The 17199-nt window shown below is 62.5% G+C and carries 15 protein-coding genes and 1 pseudogene; 6 read left to right on the top strand and 10 right to left on the bottom strand.

What is annotated here, in order from left to right; genetic code table 11:
* Positions 1-221 precede the first annotated feature (221 nt).
* Positions 222-608: a response regulator gene (locus AUC69_RS06295; protein WP_069441402.1), complete on the bottom strand. Its 387-nt coding sequence runs from the start codon at positions 606-608 to the stop codon at positions 222-224.
* Positions 609-1206: 598 nt separating this feature from the next.
* Here AUC69_RS06295 and AUC69_RS06290 point away from each other — a divergent pair.
* The 3 genes from AUC69_RS06290 to AUC69_RS06280 all read left to right on the top strand — a co-directional run bounded on the left by AUC69_RS06290 (position 1207) and on the right by AUC69_RS06280 (position 4461).
* Positions 1207-2598 carry a porin family protein gene (locus tag AUC69_RS06290; RefSeq protein ID WP_069441401.1) on the top strand — a complete coding sequence of 464 codons (1392 nt, stop codon included), beginning with the start codon at positions 1207-1209 and terminating at the stop codon, positions 2596-2598.
* Positions 2599-2866: 268 nt separating this feature from the next.
* The gene (locus AUC69_RS06285) at positions 2867-3646 is read left to right on the top strand and encodes an ABC transporter ATP-binding protein (RefSeq protein ID WP_069441400.1); all 780 of its coding nucleotides are present in this window, start codon (positions 2867-2869) and stop codon (positions 3644-3646) included.
* The gene (locus AUC69_RS06280; RefSeq protein ID WP_069441399.1) at positions 3643-4461 is read left to right on the top strand and encodes an ABC transporter permease; all 819 of its coding nucleotides are present in this window, start codon (positions 3643-3645) and stop codon (positions 4459-4461) included. Before AUC69_RS06285 ends, AUC69_RS06280 begins: the two co-directional genes overlap by 4 nt.
* 19 nt (positions 4462-4480) lie before the next feature.
* Here AUC69_RS06280 and AUC69_RS06275 read toward each other — a convergent pair whose 3' ends face one another.
* From AUC69_RS06275 to AUC69_RS06255, 5 genes are all read right to left on the bottom strand, one after another.
* Complete coding sequence (locus tag AUC69_RS06275) at positions 4481-5167, bottom strand: ABC transporter ATP-binding protein (protein WP_244500126.1); 687 nt, start codon at positions 5165-5167, stop codon at positions 4481-4483.
* A gap of 25 nt (positions 5168-5192) precedes the next feature.
* Positions 5193-5927 (bottom strand): ABC transporter permease, encoded by a 735-nt coding sequence (locus tag AUC69_RS06270; RefSeq protein ID WP_069441569.1) that lies wholly within the window; start codon positions 5925-5927, stop codon positions 5193-5195.
* Between the two features lie 59 nt (positions 5928-5986).
* On the bottom strand, positions 5987-6628 hold the full coding sequence (locus AUC69_RS06265; protein WP_244500148.1) for an ABC transporter substrate-binding protein: 642 nt from the start codon (positions 6626-6628) through the stop codon (positions 5987-5989).
* A 603-nt stretch (positions 6629-7231) separates the two neighbouring features.
* On the bottom strand, positions 7232-7912 hold the full coding sequence (locus AUC69_RS06260; RefSeq protein WP_069441397.1) for a response regulator transcription factor: 681 nt from the start codon (positions 7910-7912) through the stop codon (positions 7232-7234).
* Positions 7909-9504 (bottom strand): sensor histidine kinase, encoded by a 1596-nt coding sequence (locus AUC69_RS06255; RefSeq protein ID WP_069441396.1) that lies wholly within the window; start codon positions 9502-9504, stop codon positions 7909-7911. The genes AUC69_RS06260 and AUC69_RS06255 overlap by 4 nt, the downstream gene beginning before the upstream one ends.
* Positions 9505-9884: 380 nt before the next feature.
* On the opposite strand from AUC69_RS06255, the gene AUC69_RS06250 reads away from it, so the two are divergent.
* Positions 9885-10649, top strand: a complete 765-nt coding sequence (locus AUC69_RS06250; RefSeq protein ID WP_069441395.1) for a hypothetical protein — start codon at positions 9885-9887, stop codon at positions 10647-10649.
* A 2-nt stretch (positions 10650-10651) separates the two neighbouring features.
* Positions 10652-11518: a hypothetical protein gene (locus tag AUC69_RS06245; protein ID WP_069441394.1), complete on the top strand. Its 867-nt coding sequence runs from the start codon at positions 10652-10654 to the stop codon at positions 11516-11518.
* A 16-nt stretch (positions 11519-11534) separates the two neighbouring features.
* Here AUC69_RS06245 and AUC69_RS06240 read toward each other — a convergent pair whose 3' ends face one another.
* The 4 genes and pseudogenes from AUC69_RS06240 to AUC69_RS06225 form a co-directional block, all read right to left on the bottom strand.
* A complete protein-coding gene (locus AUC69_RS06240; RefSeq protein ID WP_083239162.1) occupies positions 11535-12299 on the bottom strand; it encodes an energy transducer TonB family protein in 765 nt (254 codons plus the stop codon).
* A gap of 22 nt (positions 12300-12321) precedes the next feature.
* The gene (locus tag AUC69_RS06235; protein WP_083239161.1) at positions 12322-12777 is read right to left on the bottom strand and encodes an ExbD/TolR family protein; all 456 of its coding nucleotides are present in this window, start codon (positions 12775-12777) and stop codon (positions 12322-12324) included.
* A pseudogene (locus tag AUC69_RS18965) lies at positions 12777-13434 on the bottom strand (MotA/TolQ/ExbB proton channel family protein). The gene AUC69_RS06235 and the pseudogene AUC69_RS18965 overlap by 1 nt, the downstream one beginning before the upstream one ends.
* Positions 13435-13511: 77 nt before the next feature.
* Positions 13512-13997, bottom strand: a complete 486-nt coding sequence (locus tag AUC69_RS06225; protein WP_244500125.1) for a hypothetical protein — start codon at positions 13995-13997, stop codon at positions 13512-13514.
* 770 nt (positions 13998-14767) lie between these two features.
* On the opposite strand from AUC69_RS06225, the gene AUC69_RS06220 reads away from it, so the two are divergent.
* A complete protein-coding gene (locus tag AUC69_RS06220; protein ID WP_141700633.1) occupies positions 14768-17083 on the top strand; it encodes a TonB-dependent receptor in 2316 nt (771 codons plus the stop codon).
* Positions 17084-17199: the final 116 nt, after the last annotated feature.

The raw sequence follows: 17199 nt of genomic DNA, 5'->3' as shown, positions 1-17199 counted from the left end.
AATCCTACCGCTCCGCCAGGAGCTCGGCTCCGAGCTTCCTGTTCGGCGCTGTCTGCGCGGCGATGCTGGTGCTGTCCTTCGCTGGGGCGACCCTTGCCCTCTCGAGCGGCGGCTTCGAGCCTCGCAGGCAGGGGCTCAATGAATTGCGCCTGCACCGGGTCCCTCAGCCTCGACTCGCCGCCGATGATGTTGCCTAGGCCCTAAGGCCGGGCATCGATTCGCTATTCCAGGCGCTCAAGGCTCTCAAGCATGGCATGCAGAAGTGCCTTCTTCGGAAAGGGCTTCTCCAGCACCGGCCGGCCGCGATAGGCCTCGGTCAGGCCGGAGGCGCCGTAGCCTGTCGCGAAAATATAAGGCAAACCGCGGTTTGTAAGCTCGTCGGCGACCGGATAGACGAGTTCGCCGGCGATATTGACGTCGAGCACGGCGGCATCCACCTGTTGCCCGCTTAAGAGCTGAAGGGCCTGGCCGACTCGGCTTGCCGGCCCGACGACAGTGCAGCCCAGCCCGGTCAACATATCCTCGAGTTGAAGCGCGACGAGCGCTTCGTCCTCCACGACGAGGACCCGGAGGCCGCTGAGCTTCGGGGGCTGGAGAGAATCGTTCACGGTCTGTCCGCCTCTGGCCGCGACTCGCGGGCTTCGGATAAGGCCAAAACGTAGGCTCGAACGCGGGTAGGCGCGGCTCGACGGGAGGCGTTTTCTAGACCAGGAGCGGGTCCTCCGCGAGCCTTAATTCGCCTTCCAGGGGCCTAAAGGACTAGGGCAGAAGGGAGAATCGCCAGGTGCATGTTTAATGCGCCAAAGCTGGACAGAGATTAAGCAAATGTAGGCTGTTCCAGCGCCCTCTCCCGGACCCCTTGCCGCCTCTTTGCCTCCTATTTAGGCCCCCTCGGAAGCCATGATGCCGCAGGGGATGGCCCGCACTAAATCATTGACAAAGAAGCATGTTTTGGCACGATCGGGGCTGCTATCGGCCTAGCTCGGGGGGAGGGGAGGCTCGTGGCGGAAATGTCACAAGAAGGCCAAAAACGTCCCCGCACGCTTTGATAGCAATTTACCTTCTAGCGGGAACGCGTATAACCGGAACCTAGAACTCTCTGTCGGGGATTTCTGTCCCGTTTCGATAGAATTTCGCCGATACGGAGCCGAAAGGCAAAATTCGAAGCGAGAGTTTGGATTAGGCAATTTATCAGGGAAGGTGGAGATGGACATGTTTGGGGGACTGACAAAAACATCCAGCCGCATCGCCATCGCAGCCGCACTTGGCGTGACGTTCGGGGGATATGCGATGAGCACCCCGGCCAAGGCTGCGGACCTCGGGGGCGACTGCTGCGCCGATCTCGAGGAGCGAGTTGCGGAACTAGAAGCAACGACGGTCCGTAAGGGCAACAAGAAGGTGTCTCTGACCATTTCTGGTTGGGTCACCAAGTCGGCCAACTGGTGGGACGACGGTAATGAGAGCAACTTCTACGTGGGTGACAAGGGCACGACCCTTTCGTCTCACTTCCAGCTCTCTGGCTCCGCAACGATCGCTCCGGGTTGGTCTGGCGGCTACACGATGAGCGTCGAAGCGCCGGGTACGGCCTTCGGCTTCGGCTCGAACCAGTTCGTTCCTGGCGACGACGACGGCGTCCAGGTGATCGACACGCTGCTGTCCTACATGTGGGTCAAGAGCGACAAGTACGGTACCCTGAACTGGGGCGTGCTTAGCCAGGCGACGGATAACGTGGCCCTGCTTCCTGACCTGTCGGGCACCATCATCGAGTCGAATGCGGTGCTCTTCGAGGGCATCGGCTTCCGGCTTAACCCGAACGGTAACCGCAATACTGCTGGCCTGACGAACGCAGCTTGGGGCTCGTTCCTCTTCTGCCAGACCGCCAAAGCCGGTATCGGCGCGGACTGCAACGGCGTTCCTTACAGTGCCGTTCGCTACGACACGCCGACCTTCGGTGGCTTCAGCGTTTCGACCTCATACGGTGAGGACGACATCTACGACGTCGCCCTGAAGTATGCGGGTGACTTCGGCAACATCAAGGTGTCGGCCGCTGGTGGTTACACCCATTCGACGGACGAACGCTACCTCGGTGGCGGCGGCGGTCTCGCCGGCTTCAAGCAGAGTGTCGACCTCTACCAGGTTGGCGCATCCGCGATGCACGTTCCTTCGGGCCTGTTCATCTACGGCATGTATCAGAACGAGCAGGGTGGCTATAACCCGGGTCAAACTGGCGCTCTTGGCCAGTCCGTCGCGGGCGCTGCGGCCGCCGACAACACGGACGTCTGGTACTTGAAGGGTGGTATCAAGCGCACCTGGAACCCGCTCGGCGCGACCGTGCTGTTCGGTGAGTATGGCGAGTACCACGACATGTTCGGCGGCATCGCCGGAACCAATGTCTGCGCCGCTGGCGTGGGTGCTATCTCTAGTGCCAACGTCTGCAACGGCGGCGCCACCGGTGCCATCGTGACTGGCTCCCAGGTCGATCGTTTCGGCCTCGGCGCGTCCAAGAGATCGACTCTGCTGCGATGCATCTCTACGCTCGCTGGCAGCACCTCGAGCTCGACGTGGACCTTCAGGACACGGCAACCGGTGCGAACCTGAACCAGGGCTTCGACGACTGGGATCTGTTCCAGGTTGGTGGCGTGATCTTCTTCTAATCCACCACTCGGAACGACAGACTACGGAAGCCGCCCTTCGGGGCGGCTTCTTTTTTATGTACTGACCCCTACGCCGAGACGGCGGCATTTGCCGCAAGACGGCCGCGGTCCAAGCCCGCTGAGGCTTGTGAAAGCGCCCCACCAAGGCTATCTCTGGGACGAGGACGCTTAAGGAGAGGGGCAATAGCCCCCGATTGCTGATTAAGACCGCCATGCAAAAGGAAGCTTCCAAGGATGGATCGCCGCGCGAGCCGGTCCTATCGGTCCAGGACGTGTCCTATTGGTATGGTGAGAAGCGTGCGCTCGACGATGTGAGCTTCGATGTCTACCCGGGCAAGGTCACGGCGCTGCTTGGACCCAATGGGGCCGGCAAGAGCACCCTGTTTTCCCTGATCACAAGGCTGTTCGACGCGCCTACGGGCCGCATTGAGATCGATGGGCGTTCGGCAGCGGAGCAGGGATTCAAGGCCCTGGGGCCGCTCGGGGTGGTCTTCCAGCAGCCGACCTTGGATCTCGACCTCACCGTGAAACAGAATCTGCGCTATTTCGCATCGCTCAGGGGGCTCAAGCGCAAGGAAGCCGACGAGCGCATGAACCGGGCGCTGGATGCCCTCGACATGAAGGAGCGCATCACCGAGAAGGTGCGCTCGCTCAATGGCGGCCATCGCCGCCGGGTGGAGATCGCCAGAGCGCTGCTGCATAGCCCCAAGCTGCTGTTGCTGGATGAGCCGACGATCGGGCTCGATGACCCGACGCGGGCGGCCATCGTCAGGCATATCCATGCGCTCGCGAGCACCGACAATATCGGCGTGCTGTGGGCCACCCATCTCTTTGATGAGATCAAGCCGGAGGACGATCTGCTTGTCCTCGACCGTGGGCGGATCGTGGCACGCGGCGAGGCCAAGACCGTGGTGGCCGAGACCGGCGCCAAGGATTTGGGTGACGCCTTCAGGCTGTTGATCCGAAGCGCCGGGCAGGATGTGGCCGTATGACGTTCATGCACTTCTTCCGCGCCTTCCGGGGCATCGTGTGGCGCGAGCTGTTGCGCTTCCTGCAGCAGCGGGAGCGGTTCTTCGCCGCCCTGGTGCGGCCCCTGATCTGGCTGATCATCTTCGCCGCCGGTTTCCGGGCGGCGCTGGGCATCTCGATCATTCCGCCCTACGAGACCTACATCACCTACGACGTCTATATCACGCCGGGCCTGCTGGCGATGATCCAGCTCTTCAATGGCATGCAGAGCTCGCTCTCCATGGTCTACGACCGGGAGATGGGGTCGATGCGGGTACTGCTCACCACGCCGCTGCCCCGCTGGTTCCTGCTCGTGTCGCGTCTGTTCGCCGGCGTGCTCGTCTCACTCTTCCAAGTCTACACCTTCCTCCTCGTCGCCTATCTCTGCGGCGTGGAGTTGCCGGCCTGGGGCTATCTGGCGGCTCTCCCGGCGCTGATCCTGACGGGCATGATGTTCGGGGCGCTCGGCATGCTGTTGTCCTCGACCATCAAGCAGCTTGAGAATTTCGCCGGCATCATGAACTTCGTGATCTTCCCGATGTTCTTCGCCTCGTCGGCTCTTTACCCACTGTGGAAGATGCGCGAGGGCAGTCTGACGCTCTATTACGTCTGCCTCTACAACCCCTTCACCTGGGCGGTGGAGCTGATCCGCTTCGCCTTCTATCTCAAGGTGAATTGGGAGGCGCTGGGGATCGTGGCCGGCTGCACCGTGGTGTTCCTGGCGCTGTCCGTCTGGGCCTACGATCCCTCGCGGGGCATCCTCCAGCGCAAAGCCACGGCGCCGGCCGCCGCCGGCTGAGCCGAGCCGTCTCGCGGGCCTAAAGGCCCGAGAAATTGGCTGGAAAGCGCTGCAGAAGATCGCTGTGGAGCGCCTCGATCATCTTGGGGTCGCGCTCCGCTTGCGGCACATCGATGGTCTCGATGGCCACCACATGGGTCGGCCGCGGGGCCAGCAGCACGAGTTGGTCGGCAAGAAGGATCGCCTCGCGGGCATTATGGGTGACCATCACGGCGGTCGTTGGCCGTGCCGACCACACGTCGAGCAAGAGACGCCGCAGGCGATCGGCGGTCTTCTCGTCGAGGGATACGAAAGGCTCGTCCAACAGCAGAAGGTCCGGCTTGGTGGCGAAGGCCCGGGCCAAGGCCACGCGACGGGCCAAGCCCAGCGAGAGTTCTTGAGGATAGCGCGGCAGCATCTCGGTGAGGCCAACCGAACGGGCCAGCCGGTCGAGCTCTTCCTCGGTGAAGCCCGGCGCGGCGACGAGCTCGATATTCTGGCGGACGGTCCGCCACGGCAGCAGGCGCGGCTCTTGGAACATGAAGCCGATGCGCGCGTCGGAGGGAAACTCGACCTCGCCGATGAACCTATCGTCAAGATGAGCGACGATCCGCAGCAATGTGGTCTTGCCACAGCCTGACGGCCCCATGAGCACGGTCATGCTCTCAGGCTTGAGGTCGAGGGTCAGATCACGGATGGCTGTCAGCTCCGTGCCGTCAGCCCCCACATGAGTCTTTTCTTCGACTCTGATCTTAAACTGGCTTGTTACGCCAGCGTGTTGAATGTCGTTCAAGGGGCTGCACCAATAAATATTCGATCGCCAGCATGACCGCCACGAAAGCGAGTGTATAGCCGAGGATCGCGGTCACGTTGAAGAGCTGGAAGTTAAGGTGGAGTTCAAAGCCGACGCCGTTCGGGCGGCCGAGGAGTTCGACCACCAGCACGATCTTCCAGATCAGCGAGATGCCGGAGCGCGAGGCGGCCGCGAAATAAGGCTGGAGTTGCGGCAGGACGACATTGCGGAATTTGCTCCAGGGCGACATGCGATAGGCCCGCGCCATCTCGTCGAGACCGGGGTCGAGCGCACGAGCACCCTCGCGCAAGGTGACCACGACATTGGGGATCTTGTTGAGCGCGACGGCGCCGATTGCCGCCGCCTCGTTCAGGCCGAACCAGACATATGCCAGGATGATGATCACCAGGGCCGGCAGATTCAGCAGCACGATCAGCCAAGGATCGAGCACGCGGTTGAGGGCGGGCATCTGGCCCATGGCTAGGCCGATGACGCTGCCGATCAGCATAGCCACGGCGAAGGAGGCGACCACGCGCCATAAGGTAATGCCGAGCTGAGTGAGGAGATTGCCGTGCAGCGTCTCCTCGTAGATATATTGCAACACGGCGACCGGGCCCGGCAGCAGACGGCTCTGTGCAATTTCGGCGCCGATATACCAGAGGAGAACGAAGCCCACCACCGAGATGACCGGCATCCAGGCGCCACGCGACATGCGGAAGCTCCGTCCGGTCTCGGTGCGAGCGAAGGTAACGCTCACTTGTCGGCACCGTGCCAGAAGGTTCCGGGCGCCAACTCGGTGCCGGAGCCGACCAGCTTCTTACCACCCAGCTCACGCAGGAACTGATAGAGCACCTTGGCGTCGGCCTCGTCGGCGGCGCTCGACCGCTCCGGAATGCCCTCGCGGTAACGCCGCCGCAAGGCTTCGAAGGTTGCCTCGTTGAAGGTTGGGTCGTTAGCGCTCATCAGCGGCTTCAGCCGGTCCCACTCCGCGTCGGAAGTGGCGAGCAGCTCGTTGGCCTTGGCGGCGGCGCGAAGGAAGCCCTGAGTGGCGGCAAGGTTCTTGTCCGCCCATTTCTCGTTGAAGACGTAGCCGACCATGGAAACCTCGCCCTTGGCGCCAAGCTCGCCGACGACTTCCTCGAGTCCGATCAGCTGGGTAAAGCCCTCCGCCTCGAGCCGCGCCGCATAGGGCCAGAAATTGAGCACGGCATCGATCGCGCCTTGCTTGGCTCTCTCGGCGAGCAGCGGCGGGGCGCCGAATTCCTGCGTCGTCTCGGTCCGAAGGTCGATATTGGCCGTGCGCAGCGCGTAGGCCACGATGAGCAGCCAGCTCTTGTCGAGGGGGCCGCCGGCGACGCCGAGGGTTTTGCCCTTGAGGTCGGCGAGGGTTTTGATCGGCGAGTCGGGCGCACCATGATGGCGCCGAGTGCCGTGGTGAATGGCACGAAGGTGAAGTCGGCGCCGTTGGTGCGTTCGCGGGAGACCCAGAGCCAGTCCGTGGCAATGAGGTCGACGGAGCCGGATTGCAGCCCCACCGTGGTCGCCTGGGTGCTCGCCAGAGGCACGATATCGAGCTCTATGCCCTCGGCTTTATCGAGCCCGTTGGCTTGGATCGTGTCGAGCGCCCAGCTAACCGTGCCGAATTTGAGCACGGCGATCTTGAGCTTGCTTGCTGGCTCCGCGGCGTGCGCGATCGCGCCACTCGTCAGGATGACGAAAAAGAAAGCTAACAGACGTGACCGCAACTGGAACTCCTCCACGGGTTGGTGTCAATCAAGGTCTTTGGGACTAGCCAGGCAGCGCGCGCCCGTAACTCCTGTCGCTGACGGGCAGGCGGAACCGTGGCCATCTGGCGAGGCCCGGAAGATTTATGGCGCGTAATCAGCGAGAGTGGCGGGGCATAATCTACCGATCCCGCCCCACTTAGCAAGGTTCCATTCCCAGCCTGCCGGTGATCAAACGGCGGCCTGGAAAATGTTGCACTGCGTTTTCCCAACATCAGCTTGGCGCCTTCAGGCGATAGCCGTGGCCACGCACCGTTTCGATCAAGGGCTCCCGCCCTTCCGTGTCGATTTTGCGTCTGAGCCGGGCGATATAGACGTCCACCACGTTGGTGAGCGGGTCCTCGCTATAGCCCCAGACCTGGTTGAGGATCCTGGTTCGGGAGAACACCCGGCCGGGCGCCCCCATCAGCAGCTCCAGGATGGCAAGCTCCTTTGCCGTGAGCTTGATGGCCTCGCCGCCGCGCGTGACCTCCAGCAGATCCCGGTCGAGCTCGAGATCCGCCACCTTCAGCACGTTGGAGCTCTGGGCGAAATTGTGCGAGCGGCGGACGAGCGCCTCGATGCGGACGAGAAGTTCGTCGAAGTCGAACGGCTTGGTGAGGTAGTCGTCGGCGCCGATCTTGATGCCCTTGATCTTGTCTTCCAGCGCGTCCATTGCGGTCAGCATAAGGATCGGCGTGTGCTGGCCGTCCTGGCGCAGCCGCTGACACACGTCGTAGCCATGCATGTCCGGCAGCATGAGGTCGAGGATGATGACGTCGAACTCGCCGGTCTTGGCGAGATCGATGCCCGCGGCCCCTGTGGCCGCGACGGTCACTCCATGATTCTCGGCGCGCAGGCCGCGGTCAATAAAATCGGAAACTCGCGGTTCGTCCTCGACCAGCAGCACGTTCACGCCTGTCCCCCTTCAGCTTCCGCCGGCAAGACGACGGTCACGGTGGTGCCTTCGCCGACCCGGCTCTGCATCTCGATCCTGCCCTTGTGCGCTTCGACAATGGCCTTGGCGAGCGGGAGACCCAGGCCCAGCCCTTCCTCGTTCATATCTGAAGCGTTTCCGCCCCGGCGAAACCGCTCAAAAATGCCCTCGAGCTCTTCCGGCGCAATGCCCACGCCGTGGTCGGACACGCGAACGGTCACCTCTGAATCGGCCCGCCCCACCTCGACCTCGATCGCGCCCTTGGCGTTCGAATAGCGCACCGCGTTGTCGAGCAGCACCAGTAACAATTGCCGGAGCCGCGCCGGATCGCCACGAACCATTTCATGGGTCGACCCGTTGGCGAGGGAGATATCGATGGACTTGCTGTAGCCGATTACCGTTGCGTCGCCGCAAACCCTCTCCACCAGAGCGCTCAAGTCGATCGGCTTGAGATTGAGCTTGGCGGCGCCGGCGCCCTGGCGGGCGATGAACAAAAGATCGTTCACGAGCACGGAGAGATGCTTAGCCTGCTCGACGATCCGCTCCATGGAGCGCTTGTACTCGGCGACGCGCTTGTTCTTGCCGCGCAAAGAGATCTCGCCCTCGCCACGAATGACGGTGAGGGGTGTGCGCAGCTCGTGACTGATATCGGCGAAGAAGCCGCGGCGGGTCTCGTCGATCTTGCGCAGGGATTCGTTGGCTTGGCGCAGTTCCTCGGTGCGTTCCTGCACGATCGCCTCAAGATTGTCGTGGGCGTCCTTGAGGGCCTTCTGATGGGTCTGGAGATCGGCGGCCATGCCGTTGAAGCTCCGGCCCAGCTCGGCGAACTCGTCGCGGCCGGAGACGGTAATGCGGTGTGAGAGATCGCCCTCGGCGAGCCGTCTCGTCCCCTGCAACAGTTCGGCGAGTGGCGCCCGCAGACCCCGCACCAGCAGGAAGAGCAGTGCCAGCGTCGTCAACGTGGCGAGGGCCGCATGGATCTGACTGATGCGCTCAAGCCGGCTCAAGAGGCCGCTGGCGTCGGCGTCGATGCGCAAGACCTCGGCCGTCTCGTCGGCGACGGCGACCTCGATCAGCTCGTTGAGCTGCTGGTCGATGCCGCCCCTCAGCAGCCCGATCAAATTTTGCCAGGCGATGTCGGGCCGGCCGCGGCTTCGCAATTGCTCGACCTCGGCAAGCTGGTCGAGGGTGTGCTGATACTCGCGCCGGATGGCGGCGAGACGGTCGATCTCCGCGGATTCCGCTCTTTGCTCGTCGCCGCCGGCGATGGTGAGTTCTTTCTCGGAAAGATCCTGAAGGGCCGAAAGGTCCGACTCTATGACCTTGTTGAGATAGGCGGCCCCCAAAGGCCGGTCCGTCATCCCGGTGAGGAGGGTATCCGTCCAGGCCTTGAACAATTGCTGGCTGTGGCGGGAGAGCTGAAGCTGCCGCTCGAGCTGCTCATGGGCGATGCGGGACCGCGTGAGGTAACGGTGCGACTGAGCAACCCCCCAATAAGCCAGGGCCGCCGCCGAAAGGGACATGGCGAGCAGCAGACCAGCCGCGATCATGAGCTTGGTGCGATAACGCATTCGCCTTCAAGTCTCCTTGGCGGCCGCGAGGTGGGTGCCTCTAGGCGACCCTTCTCCCGCTCGTGTGGCCAGCCTCCCACCGCCCGACCCTCGGGCGGCCCGTTACCTATACTGCATTATTGCTGGATTGACGGGGGTTCCAAGGGGGCCGCCCGGCACCTGTTTGATGAAACAAGCCCCGATTTTCCCGATCTGATTGCTACTGTTTCCCGCATCACTTACTAGACATGGCATGGCTGGCATTGGATATTTGCCGGTCATTGGCTGGGCAATTCGAAAAAGCGGGCAAACCGCATGGGATTTAAGCTGGCGGGGGACAGCTCTTGCGTTGGGTTGGGAGCAGACGGGGCGTTGCCTGCAGAGTGTTGTCGGCTGCGGCAATGGTTCCCGCGATCGCCGTAGCGACCCTCGCACGGCCGCCCGGACCGGCCTTCGCCGAGTATGAAATTCCCGAAGTCGACGCCGAGAAAGGCGCGATCGAGGCCGAGTATCGCGGCGCCTCCCATTGGGGCTTGCCGCCGGCGGAGGAGACGGGGGAAGGCGAACTCGACGCGCTCCGCCAAAGTCACGAGATCGAGTTCCAATACGGGGTCACCGATTGGTGGATGCTCCGTCTGACCCCGAATGTGGAGCAGGTCGCCGGGGACCAGCTGGAATTGGCCTCGCTCGGCATTGAGACGCAGTTCGTGCTGGTTCCGCGCCATGATGGCGTCTTCGGTCTGGCCTTCATGGCAGGCTACGGCCCTTACTCATTTTTAGTCGCAGACGGTCGTCCGGACGAGTTCGAGTTTGGCCCGGTGATGGAACTGGCGCCCGGCCCGTGGCTGCTGACGTTCAATCCCCGTCTCGTCGACCAATTGGGGGAGTTCGCCGACCAAGAGTGGCTGGGCTTCGAATACGCCACGCAAGCGCGATACAGCGTGACCGAGCGATGGGGCGTTGCCGTGCTGATGTTCGGCGAGATCGAGGAGCTGGTTCATAGCGGTCCTTTCGATGCGCAAAGTCACGTCCTCGGGCCGAGCCTCTATGTGTTCTCCGCGCCCGATGCAGACCGCGAGTGGAATCTCGGTGCGGGCGTGCTTTTCGGCCTGACCGACGCCTCGCCTGACACCTCCCTCCGCATCACCTTTGCGGTGGAGTACTGACGATGGCGGGGGGGCTGCACCAACGCCTCGCTCGCAGCCGGCGGCTGCTCGGCGCTACGGCAATCCTCGCCATCTCCGGCGCGCCTGCGCTCGCGGAGTTCGAAATCCAGGAATCGACGATCGATCCAGGCGAAGTCCAGCTGCAATATCGCGGTGCCTGGCATTCAGGACTGCCGGCAGGAATTTCGCCGGTGGAGCTCGACGCGGACGTACTGCCCGACGACGAGGAGGCGCCGCTCCACCAGAGTCACGAGTTCGAGCTTCAAATGAGCATCACCAGCCATTGGCTGATTGCCGTCACCCATGCATTCGACGAGCCGGTCGGCGACGACTTCCGGCTGAGTGCCATCGAGCTCGAGAGCCAGGTGGAGCTCATCACCCGGAATGGGGAGGGGCTGGGCCTCTCGTTTCAGGGCGGCACGGAGACGCCGGTGTTCGCCGCGCGCGATGAGGCGCCCCCGGACATCCACTTCGGGCCGATCGTCGAGCTGGCTAAGTCGAATTTTGTGTTGGTGCTGAACCCGCTGTTCTTCAAGGAGCAGGGGCATATGGCCGATCAGGAGGGGTTCGGCTTCGAATATGGCTGGCAGGGTCGATACGAGATGATGGACTCGAAGCTGTGGCTCGCCGTGGAGATGTTTGGTGAGATCGACGACATGGCCAATGCCGGGCCCTTCGATGAGCAGCTGCACAGCATCGGTCCGACCTTCTACTACACGTTCGGGAAGGACGATGACGACGAGGGTGGGGACGACGATGTCTACGCGAAGAGCAAGGAGCTCACGGTCAGCCTCGGGGCGCAGTTCGGGCTCACCAAGGAAACCTCCGACGTCGCCTTGAAGGTGTTCATCGGCTACGAGTTCAACTGATCCGGCAGACCCGCAGTCAGCGAACCGAGAACTTGAAGGGGACCGAGACCTCGATCGTGTCGCGGCCGACATTCTGGGGGATCGGCGGGAAGGGCGAGGCTTTCTCGATGGACGCCATCGCCGCGTTATCGAGGACCTTCGAGCCGGAACTCTTGATGATCCTGCGGGAGAGAAGTTCGCCGTCGGCTTTGACGGTCAGCCGCACCACCGCGGTGCCGATGATGCTCGTGCGTGGGTTGATCTTGGCGCGCTCGAGATGGGTCCTGAGCTTACCGAGATACGCGCGGCGGGCCGTGGCATCGCCGCCCTTCTTCTCTTCACCGGAGCTCTCGCGCATGGCGATGACGCTCTCTTGCTGCACGGTGGCAATTTGCTGAGGGAGGGGCTGCTCGACCACCTCGGGCTCGGCTTCCTTCATCTCGTTCTGCGTGGGCTCGATGAGCTCCTGCGCGGGCCCTGCGTCGGAGGCGATAACCCGATCCTCGACCGGCTCCACGTCCGGCACGTCCTCGACCGGAAGTTCCTTCTGCTCCTCGATCGCCTCGACCTGCTCGAGGGGCTGGGCGGCGGCCATCAACACGGGCGGCGCCTCGATGGCCTCGACCGATACGGAGTCCTCGCCCAACTTGGCGAAGCCTTGAAGGGCGATGCCCTTCTCGACGACCATGATGTCTTCGCCGGTTCCCTCCTCGAGGGCAGCGCCACCGGCGGGCAGAAGCATGGCGAGCGCAAAGGCGGCGTGAACACCGAGGGAGACCAGCCATGTTACGATACGGAGCATGAGGGTTTGCTTTGCCTAATGCCTACTGGCTCTGTCCGGGTGCGCTTCCATAGGCTTTCGGTTGGGATAGCAAGGAAACCCGCGAATAGCCGCTCTCGCCAACCCGGCCCAGAATCTCCATGACCTCGCCATAGGGGCGCTTCTTGTCCCCTCGGACATAGACCACGGTGTCGCCCTCGGCCTGACGGAGTGCGATCAAGGTTGGCACCAATGTGGTGTCGTCGACCTGCTCCTCGCGCACGTAGATCGATCCGTCCGCGGCAAGGGAAACGATCATCGGTTTCTTCGGCTGGCTGACCTTGGCCGCGGCCGTGCTCGGTAGCTCCACCGGAACGCCGGCGACGAGAAGCGGCGCCGTGACCATGAAGATGATCAACAGCACCAGCATCACGTCGACCATCGGCGTGATGTTGATCTCGGAGATCGGCCGGTACTCGGCGTCGTCGCCGCCACCGTTATTTCCCAGGGCCATTCCCATCAGGAGTGCTTTCCGGCGCGAAGCGGCTCGACATTGGCACCGCGCGAACGGCGTGCCGCGGGCGTCTCGCGATCGTCTTCGGTGGCGAATCTGCGGGCAATCTCGATGATGGCGGCATTGCCACGCGCGAATGTGCGGCCTAGGGCCACGGCGATCTGGTTATAGGCCACCACTGCCGGAATGGCGGCGGCGAGGCCGAGTGCGGTGGCGATCAAAGCCTCGGCGATGCCCGGCGCCACGACGGGCAAGGCTGGTGTCCTTCTGCTGGGCGATAGCGGTGAAGCTGTTGACGATGCCCCATACGGTACCGAACAGACCGATGAACGGGCCGGCGGAGCCGATCGTGGCAAGAAAGGGCAATCCGACCTCGATCTGCTGGATCTCGGTCTTGAGCGCCAAGCGCATGGCGTTTTCCACGCGGTAGCGCCTCTCGGTGGGGCTGTCTTCTTGCTCGGTCTCGAGTTCGCGCTCTCCAGCCTCCAGAATGCGGCTGGCGAGCTTGCCTCGTGCTCTGCCGTCCTCGCTTTGCGCTAAGCGGCGCACGGCGGCATTGAGCCAAGCGATGCGGACGAGCTTCTCGAAGATGATGGCCCAGCAGGCCACCGAGGCCAGCACGAGAATGAGCATCACGCCCTTGACCACAGGGTCGGCCTGCATGACCAGGCCCCAGATCGAATAGTCGGGCACGGCGGCGACGGCGGTCACTGCGATTTCTTGATCCACGGAACGCGTCCTTACTTGGTCAATTGATTGTCGGTGCGGCTGGAAACGGAGATGTCCTGAAGACAGTCGCTCACCTCGCCGGAATCGGCCTTGCACTCCAGCACTTCGTTGATGAGGAAGCTGCCGACCTCGTCACATGCGGTCCCGGCAACGTCGAATAGCTTGACTGTGCGCTTCTTGGCCTTGAGTGGCGCGAGTTCGACGGCAAATCTTTGGCCGATGACCCCATCGGGCCGGAACAGCACGATGTCGAGCTTCAGCGTCTCGTAGGAATTGTCGTTCTTGTTGTCGATGACGAAATAGGCGCGGCAATCCTTGTCATGCGCCTCGAGCTTGTTCAGCTCAATGGCGATGTTTCCCTCCTCGGCGACCGCCGTGCCTAGACCCAGAAGCAGCAACGCCGCGGCGACAAGCGGCATTGCCATATTGCGGTGCCTGAGATTGAAGAGATCGAACCCGGACTTGATCCGGGATACCCTGCTGGCAGTTGAGCGCACAAAAAACCTCCCTAAGCGAACCGGCGCGAGATAATCAGGTTTCGGTTGCCAAACGGCTTACCGGCGGCTCTTGCCGCTCCTGCTTTTTTCGTCGATCTTGGCTTAAGGCACCTTGCGCGGGCACCAGGCCCATACCTGGCGTCTCGACGAGTTGGACCGACCTACAAACCAAAGACTAACTGGCCCTTTTAGAAGTGCCGAAGGTTATTTAACGTGGTGGCGAAGTGCATTCAAGCATGTTGCCCACGGACATTTTGGTAATGGGCATGCCAAAAATACATTACTAACGTACCTGGCAGAAACGATCCCCCCGGGTAGATCGGCCCCCGGGTAGATGCTAGCCTTCTGCAAGGATAGATTCCTAATAAGTCCGAAAACGGACGGGGTTAACGGGGGACTACAACATGCCAATTCGCGTCCTGTGGGGCGTGCTGGCGCTCAGTTTGGTGCTTTTTGGATCAAACGGGGCCAGCGCACAGACAGAAGACACGACCACTTCCGAATCAAGCACAGGGACCGAGGCCGCACCCGCGGACGGGGCGACTGGGGAAGAAGCGGTTCCGGGGGCTAGCGCCGAGGACGCCGTAGAGGAGGTCCCCGCGGTCGAGGTGGTTCAGCCGAAGCCCAAGCCGGTCGCAGAGACCGTCAAACCGAAAGCCAAGCCCAGGCCCCAGCCCGTGGCCAGGCGAGCCCCGCCCCCGGCGCCGCCCGCCCCGCAAAACTTTGCCGACGAGATCGCGCCACTCGGCCTTCAATCCGACGGCAGCGTCATGTCGGCGACCACCGGCGTGCCCGTGTCGCCAGTGCCCGGCGCCGAGCTTCCGTTGGCCAAGGTGCCGGGTGGCGTCAGCGTTCTCCAAGGTGGTGATTTCGCGCGTCAGGGCTATGTCGACACGTTCCAGGACATCCTCCAGCAACGCGTTCCCGGCGTCATCATCGGCGATCTCCAGGGCAACGAGTTCCAGACCAATATCCAGTATCGCGGCTTCGAGGCCTCGCCGGTGAATGGCGTGCCGCAGGGCCTCGCCGTCTACCAAAACGGTGTGCGCATCAACGAGTCGTTCGGCGACAACGTGAACTGGGACTTCTTGCCGGAAATCGCCATCGACAACGTCGCCGTGGTCAGCGGCAACCCGGTCTATGGCCTCAATGCCCTCGGCGGCGCCATCGTCGTCAACATGAAGAGCGGTTTCACCTACCAGGGCGGTGAAGTCGTCTTCTCGGCCGGGTCATTCGGGCGGGCGGAAGGCGACGTGCAGGCGGGTTTGAGGAGCGGCAACTGGGGTGTGTATTTCGGCGGCGAGCGGATCACCGACAATGGCTACCGTGATTTCTCGTCGTCCGAGGTCAAGCGCATGTTCTTCGATCTCGGATACAAGAACAGCATCGTCGACCTCCACTTCAACTTGACGGGCGCGGACAATTTCGTGGGCGTGACCGCGTCGGCGCCGGTCCAACTCCTGGCGCTCGACCCGCAGCGGACGTTCACGTCGCCGCAAACGACGAAGAACGAGATGCTGATGCCGGCCTTCAACGGCACGGTAAAGCTGAATGAGACCACGACCCTGGGTGGTGTGGCCTATTATAGAGACTTCAGGCAAAGCCACGACGACGGCAATATCTCGGAAGCCGAGGAATGCGAGGGAGATCCCACCCTGGAAGGCTTCCTGTGTATCGAAGGAGAAGAGGCGCTCGATCAGACGGGCAACCCCATCGAGTTCGACTCCTTGCGCATGCCGATCGGTTCGATCGACCGCACCGGACAGAAGGCCAATAGCTGGGGCGGCTCGCTTCAGGCTGTGAACACCAACGATCTGTTCGGTCGCGAAAATCAATTCCTGGTTGGCGCGAGCTACGATAAGGGCGATGTCACCTACGGCGCATCCAGCGAGCTTGGCTTCTTCAAGCCGCGTTTCGTGGTCGAGGGCTCCGGTATCGTTCTCTCCGCACCAACCGAGGTGGAAAACAAGGAGCTTGGCACGGAGAACGAATATGTCGGCATCTACTTCTCCGACACATTCAATCTCACGGAACGGTTGGCGGTCACCGCCGGCGGCCGCTGGAACCACGCCACGATCGAAATTGGGGATCTGAGCGGCAACGCGCCGGAACTCGACGGTACCAGCGAGTACGAGCGTTTCAACCCGGCGGCGGGTGCCACCTATCAGCTCAATAACGGTCTATCGCTCTATGGCGGTTACTCTGAAGCCAACCGCGCGCCGGTGGCGGCCGAGCTGGCCTGTTCCGATCCGGAGAACCCCTGTCTGATCGAGAGCTTCCTCGTCGCCGATCCTCCTCTGGACCAGGTGGTGTCCCATACTTGGGAAGCCGGTATCAGGGGTGAGCACAAGAGGGGCAATGAATCGCTGCAATGGAGTGCCGGCCTGTTCCGGACCCTCAACACAGACGATATCATCACCGTGTACTCGCCGATCGCCGGCCGCGGCGTCTTCGAGAACGGCGGCGACACGCTTCGTCAGGGCGTTGAGGCGAGCGTCGCCTATACCAATGACCGCTTCTTCAGCTACGCCAACTACGCCTTCATCAATGCGACCTACGAGTCGCCGCTTGAACTTGCGGCGCCTGACAATCCTCGTGCCTCCGAATGTCTCGAGCGTGGCGGCGGCGACGAGGACGAGGCCGGCGAGGAAGGCGAAGAGGAAGAGATCCGCTGCATTTTCGTGCGGCCGGGCGATCGCATTCCCGGCATTCCGCAACATCGATTTAAGGCCGGCTTCGACTATTGGATCACGAAGAAGTGGAAATTCGGCGGCGACCTTCTTGCTGTCAGCAGCCAGTATTTCTTCCAGGATGAAGCCAATCTGAACGATCCACTCGGTGGGTATTGGACCGTCGATCTGCACACGAGCTACGACCTTACGCCACGGATCCAGATCTTCGGTCTCGTCAACAATGTCTTTGACCGGGAATACGGCGTGTTCGGCACCTTCTTCAATCTGGCTGCCGGTAATTCCGGCGCCTCGGCCGATCCTCAGCTCGGAGACGACTTCTTCACCAACCCGCGCACCATCACGCCGGCGCCACCGACGGTCGCGTATGGCGGCGTGAAGGTGAAGCTCTGGTAGACGCTACTTAGGGGATCGCGTGCCCAGGGCCCGCGATTCCGGTCTCTCTTCCAAACCCTGAAACTGCCGCAGACGGCGTGCCTTCTTGGCGCGTCGTCTGTTTTTTATGGTGGTGG

Source organism: Methyloceanibacter superfactus (assembly GCF_001723305.1).
GTDB lineage: Bacteria > Pseudomonadota > Alphaproteobacteria > Rhizobiales > Methyloligellaceae > Methyloceanibacter > Methyloceanibacter superfactus.
Note: the sequence above shows the minus strand (reverse complement) of the source record. Positions and strands in the feature narration are given on the sequence as shown.